Annotated in this window: 3 protein-coding genes and 2 pseudogenes; all 5 read left to right on the forward strand. The window is 56.4% G+C overall.

The features are described 5' to 3' along the window. Positions 1–542: 542 nt before the first annotated feature. Positions 543–911 (forward strand): annotated as a pseudogene (locus tag KHU33_RS24840) (helix-turn-helix domain-containing protein); the annotation flags it as partial. Between the two features lie 245 nt (positions 912–1,156). Next, positions 1,157–2,842 (forward strand): MFS transporter, encoded by a 1,686-nt coding sequence (locus tag KHU33_RS24845; protein WP_211468023.1) that lies wholly within the window; start codon positions 1,157–1,159, stop codon positions 2,840–2,842. Between the two features lie 269 nt (positions 2,843–3,111). Beyond that, the gene (gene purT / locus KHU33_RS24850) at positions 3,112–4,332 is read left to right on the forward strand and encodes a formate-dependent phosphoribosylglycinamide formyltransferase (RefSeq protein WP_211468025.1); all 1,221 of its coding nucleotides are present in this window, start codon (positions 3,112–3,114) and stop codon (positions 4,330–4,332) included. Positions 4,333–4,345: 13 nt separating this feature from the next. Beyond that, positions 4,346–5,956, forward strand: a complete 1,611-nt coding sequence (nadB, locus tag KHU33_RS24855) for an L-aspartate oxidase (protein ID WP_211468027.1) — start codon at positions 4,346–4,348, stop codon at positions 5,954–5,956. Between the two features lie 92 nt (positions 5,957–6,048). Then, positions 6,049–6,253, forward strand: a pseudogene (locus KHU33_RS24860) (MFS transporter); the annotation flags it as partial.

The following is a 6,253-nucleotide window of genomic DNA, read 5'->3' on the forward strand; positions in this document are numbered from 1 at the left end:
CAAACTCCATTTGGTACAACAGCCATACCCGATTCAACATTATAAAAAAAACAGCTATTGGTATCACTTTTACCATTTTGAAAAGCATATGAATATCTATCCATTCAATAGATGGAATTCTGTTGAACCAATAGGCTAATAAAAGAGATATTTGTACTCCTATTAGTACAGCGATTGTTATGCACGGAAAGAATATCAACGCATCTCGCAATAAAGCTTTCCAATGCCTTAAAATTAAATCGTAAAGTCTCACTTCTTCTCCGATCCAGAAGATGTAACTGTTTTTTGGATACCCGCCCCGCTTAATTCTTGGATAGTAGAGTTTACAATATTACTAATTACAGGAAAGTTCTCCGGTCGTCCTTTCGTGGCCGCCATACCCGAGCCATATCCTAACAAGGTAGAAACGCCCGCTGTCGCACCTGAAAGCCCGATACTGTTAATTTGCATCGAAAACTGACCCACTTAAGCCCCAAATTTGCATCCAAAATTGACCCACGTTTAAGACACAATCCTACTTAAGCATTTAGTAGGAGATTGGAGTGATCGACGTGGCACTACTAAGCATTATTCGACGCTGGCACATACGTGACCAGGTCTCATTGAGAGAGATCGCCAGACGATTAGGCATCTCCAGGAATACAGTCAGACGCTATCTACGCTCTGAAACTATTGAACCTTCCTATGCGGACCGGGCTTCGGCCAGCGTTCTGGACAAATACGCTCTCAAACTGTCAGCTTGGTTAAAGACGGAGGCAGCTAAATCTCGGAAACAACGACGGACTTTGAAACAGATGCACATTGATCTGTGTGCGTTGGGATTTGAGGGGTCGTATGACAGGGTTGCTGCCTTCGCGAGACAGTGGAGACTGGATCAATTAGAGCGGGTCAACTTCGCAAGCAAAGGGACACACTAATTACTGATTGTTTAAGGATTGGCCGTAAGCAATCTCAACTACCATGGCAAAAATCTCATCTTCTCTGGCAATAAACTCACCTTTCGTGTCACTTTACGAGTTTCCTGAGCAACACTGAATTACCAGGACGGGCTGTCTCCAATGTAAGTTCCTCGTAAGTTTCAAGCAAGTCCCGCGTAAGGTTTCGGCTGCACACTCCAAACTAGCTGCACCAAATATGAATAATCAAGGAGACAGGCATGGCGACATTACAACCGGCCGCAGGCGGGCTTACACCGACTTCACGCGGCATCACGCCGGAGGAGCGCAAAGTTATTTTTGCGTCATCCCTGGGCACCGTATTCGAATGGTATGACTTCTATCTGTACGGCTCGCTGGCGGCAATCATCGCCAAGCAGTTCTTCTCCGGCACCGACCCCAATACCGGTTTCATTTTTGCATTGCTGGCGTTTGCCGCGGGTTTCATCGTGCGGCCGTTTGGCGCGCTGGTGTTTGGCCGCCTGGGCGACATGATCGGCCGTAAATTCACCTTCCTGGTGACGATCATGATCATGGGGGCATCGACCTTTATCGTCGGCATTCTGCCGAACTATGCAACTATCGGGATTGCCGCTCCTATCATCCTGATCAGCCTGCGCATCCTGCAAGGCTTGGCACTGGGCGGCGAGTACGGCGGTGCGGCTACTTATGTCGCCGAACATGCGCCTGACGACAAACGCGGCGCGTTCACTTCGTGGATTCAAACCACGGCAACGCTGGGCCTGTTCCTGTCGTTGCTGGTGATCCTGGGCGTGCGCAGCGCAGTCGGCGAAGAAGCGTTTTCATCCTGGGGCTGGCGCATTCCTTTCCTGGTCTCGGTGATCCTGCTGGCGGTCTCGGTCTGGATTCGTTTGTCGATGAATGAATCGCCCGCCTTTGCCAAAATGAAGGCGGAGGGCAAGACCTCCAAAGCGCCGCTGACGGAAGCTTTCGGCAAATGGAAAAACCTGAAACTGGTGATCCTGGCGCTGATCGGCCTGACCGCCGGTCAAGCCGTGGTCTGGTATACAGGCCAGTTCTATGCCCTGTTCTTCCTGACCCAGTCGCTGAAAGTGGACTTGTCCACCGCCAACATCCTGATTGCACTGTCCCTGTTGCTGGGCACGCCGTTCTTTGTGATCTTCGGCACACTGTCCGACAAAATCGGCCGCAAGCCGATCATCATGGCTGGCTGCCTGATTGCAGCGGTGACCTACTTCCCGATCTTTTCCGGCCTGACCCACTACGCCAATCCGGCACTCGAAGCAGCACTCAAGAGCGCCCCGGTGATCGTCACTGCCGATCCAGCCACCTGCCAGTTCCAGTTCAACCCAACCGGCACCAAGAAATTCACATCGTCCTGCGATATCGCCAAAGCCAAGCTGTCGGCCGCCTCGGTGAACTATGAGAATGTCGCCGGTGCTCCTGGGTCGGTCGCCACCATCAAGATCGGCGAAAAAATCCTGACTTCGTATGACGCCAACGGCCTGTCGAAAGAAGACGCCGCCGCCAAGGACAAGGCGTTCTCGGCAGAACTGTCCAGCGACATCAAGGGCGCAGGTTATCCAAGCAAGGCCGATCCGGATCAGATGAATAAACCGATGGTGCTGTTGCTGCTGTTCATCCTGGTCATCTACGTGACCATGGTTTACGGTCCGATTGCAGCGATGCTGGTAGAAATGTTCCCGACCCGCATCCGCTATACCTCGATGTCCATGCCTTACCATATCGGCAACGGCTGGTTCGGCGGTTTGCTGCCGACTACCGCCTTTGCCCTGGTGGCGTTCAAGGGCGATATCTACTATGGCCTGTGGTATCCGATCGTTATCGCGCTCGCCACCTTTGTTATCGGCATGTTGTTTATCAAGGAAACCAAGGACTACGATATTTACCAGGCCGAGCGCTAATGAAAGATATGGCATATCCTTACGGCTATGCCTGAGCAGCGTAAAACAAGCCGCCGGATGATTCTGGCGGCTTTTTTCGTTTTGCCAACTGTCCATGAACCGTAATATTTGCTATTGTCAGGCGTTGACAGCCTATGCCACACACTTATAGATGGCCGGCTGGCCGGCGTTAAATCACAAATATCTCCATTACGTACTTTCACCGCCATCATTTACCTCACCCATCAACGACTATTACGACGCATCATGCGTCGCAGCTCCTCTCCAATATGAAGACACCTATCAGACTCGGTACCCCGCTTTCCCCCTCCGCCACCAAAGTCATGCTGCTGGGCTCCGGCGAACTCGGCAAGGAAGTCATCGTCTCGCTGCAGCGGCTCGGCGTCGAAGTGATCGCCGTCGACCGTTATCCGAACGCCCCCGGCCACCAGGTCGCGCACCGTTCGCATGTCATCAACATGGCCGATGGCGCGGCGCTGGAAGCGCTGATTGCGCAAGAGAAACCTGATCTGATAGTGCCGGAAATCGAAGCGATCGCTACCGAAACGCTGGTCGCGCTGGAGGCCGCCGGCAAGGTCACCGTGATCCCCACCGCGCGCGCCGCCTGGCTGACCATGAACCGCGAAGGCATCCGCCGCCTGGCCGGCGAAACGCTGGCGCTGGCGACCTCGCCCTACCGCTTCGCCAACAACCTGGAAGAATTGAAAGCCGCTTGCTCGGCCATCGGCTTTCCTTGCGTGATCAAGCCGGTCATGTCGTCCTCCGGCAAAGGCCAGTCCAAGCTCGACAGCGCCGATGAAATAGAAGCGGCCTGGGCTTACGCCGCTGCCGGCGGCCGGGTCGATTCCGGGCGCGTCATCGTTGAAGGTTTCATCGATTTCGATTACGAAATTACGCTGCTGACGGTCAGAGCGCTGCAAGCAGACGGCAGCATCGCCACCCATTTCTGCGAGCCGATCGGCCACGTCCAGGTGCAAGGCGATTACGTCGAATCCTGGCAGCCGCATCCGATGCACCCGGAAGCGCTGCTCAAGGCGCGCGATATCGCCAAGAAAGTCACCGACAATCTGGGCGGCCTGGGCCTGTTCGGGGTCGAGCTGTTCGTCAAGAACGAGATGGTCTGGTTCTCCGAAGTCAGCCCGCGCCCGCACGATACCGGCATGGTGACCATGGCCAGCCAGCAGCAAAGCGAATTCGAGCTGCACGCCAAGGCCATCCTCGGCCTGCCGGTCAATGTCGCCTTGCGCACTCCGGCAGCTTCGGCCGTCATCTACGGCCAGCACGATGCCAAGGGAATTGCCTTTGAAGGCGTGGCGGACGCATTGCGCGTGCCAGGCGCGGATATCCGCCTGTTCGGCAAACCGGAATCGTTCCAGCGCCGTCGCATGGGAGTGGCGCTGGCCACTGCCGATGATGTCGGGACTGCACGGATACGCGCCAAACAGGCTGCGGCAAACCTCGGTGCGGGGCGATCCGGATTAAAACAATAACCAAGCATTCACCATGAAATTCGATGTCGCCATTATCGGTAGCGGACTGGCCGGCCTGTCGGTCGCGCTGCACCTGGCTGAGACCAACAAGGTTGCAGTCATCTCCAAACGCGCGCTGCTCGACGGCGCCAGCAACTGGGCTCAGGGCGGCATCGCCGCGGTGCTCGATTCCGGCGACAGCCACGAACAGCATATCAATGACACGCTGGTCGCAGGGGCCGGCTTATGCGATGAAAGCGCCACCCGCTTCATCGTTGAAAACGGCCGTGCCGCGATTGAATGGCTGATCGAACAAGGCGTGCCTTTCACTCCCGACGCCAACGCCGAATTAGGTTTTCATCTGACCCGCGAAGGCGGCCACAGCCAGCGCCGCATCATCCACGCCGCCGACGCCACCGGCCATGCGGTGCAAGTCACGCTGGAACAAAAGGTGCGCGCCCACCCCAACATCACGCTGCTGGAAGATCATTATGCGATCGACCTGATCACCTCGAAAAAAGTAGCGACCGGCGAAACCGGCGAAACCGCACCGCGCTGCCTCGGCCTGTACGCCAAGAACGTCAAGACCGGAAAAGTGCTGACTCTGGCCGCCAATCACACGGTGCTGGCAACCGGCGGCGCCGGCAAGGTCTACCTGTACACCACCAATCCCGACAGCGCCACCGGCGACGGTATCGCCATGGCCTGGCGCGCCGGTTGCCGGGTCGCGAATATGGAATTCATCCAGTTCCATCCGACCTGCCTGTACCACCCTTACGCCAAGTCCTTCCTGATCACCGAAGCGATACGCGGCGAAGGCGGCGTGCTTAAATTGCCGGATACCGAAGGCGCCGACGCCGGCATGCGCTTCATGCCGGCGCATGACGAGCGCGCCGAACTGGCGCCGCGCGACGTGGTGGCGCGGGCGATCGACTTCGAAATGAAAAAACGCGGCCTCGATCATGTCGATCTGGATATCACCCACAAGTCGCCGGAATTCCTGAAAGAGCATTTCCCGACCATCTACGCCCGCTGCCTGGAACTCGGCATCGACATCACCAAGCAGGCGATCCCGGTGGTGCCTGCAGTCCACTTCACCTGCGGCGGCATCGTCACCGATCTGAACGGCCGCACCGACTTGCCCGGTTTGTACGCGGTCGGCGAAACTGCCTATACCGGCTTGCATGGCGCCAACCGCCTGGCCAGCAATTCGCTGCTGGAATGCGTGGTGGTCGGCCGCGCTACCGCCAAATACATCGCACAGCAAGACAAGCCGAAAGCCATTCCGCTGCCGGCCTGGGATGAAAGCCGTGTGATCGACGCCGACGAGGAAGTCGTGATCTCGCACAACTGGGATGAATTGCGTCGCTTCATGTGGAATTACGTCGGCATCGTGCGCACCAATAAACGCCTGGAACGCGCTCAGCACCGGATCCGTTTGCTTAAAGAAGAAATCGACGAATACTACGCCCACTTCCGCATCAGCCGCGATTTGCTGGAATTGCGCAACCTGGTCCAGGTGGCGTCGCTGATCGTCGAAAGTGCGCTGTCACGCCATGAAAGCCGTGGCTTGCACTACAGCCAGGATTACCCGGAGACCCTGGCCAAGGCGTTACCCACCGTGCTGACGCCGCAACGGCGTTAGGCTGCACATCAGCATGGCTGCCGTGCGGCCTGAGACCCGCATGGCGGCGCACCAATAATCCGTTTCCATTACATCACAACAAAGGAAAAACGATGAGTGCAGCGTCGCCGCAAATCACAGCCACCATACCCTTGCAGAACAGCGCAAGACGGGTGATTTTTGCCAGTTTCATCGGCACTGCGATTGAGTTCTACGATTTCTATGTCTACGCCACCGCCGCCGCACTGGTGATCGGCCCGGTATTTTTTCCGCACGATTCGCCGACGGCGCAAGCGTTGTCGGCATTTGTCACTTTTG

This window comes from Collimonas silvisoli, assembly GCF_018305005.1.
GTDB classification, from domain to species: domain Bacteria; phylum Pseudomonadota; class Gammaproteobacteria; order Burkholderiales; family Burkholderiaceae_D; genus Collimonas; species Collimonas silvisoli.

Excerpts from the sequence above, each read along its gene's own strand:
- KHU33_RS24845 (WP_211468023.1), top strand. The coding sequence starts at position 1,157 with ATGGCGACATTACAACCGGCCGCAGGCGGGCTTACACCGACTTCACGC.
- purT (WP_211468025.1), top strand. The coding sequence starts at position 3,112 with ATGAAGACACCTATCAGACTCGGTACCCCGCTTTCCCCCTCCGCCACC.
- nadB (WP_211468027.1), top strand. The coding sequence starts at position 4,346 with ATGAAATTCGATGTCGCCATTATCGGTAGCGGACTGGCCGGCCTGTCG.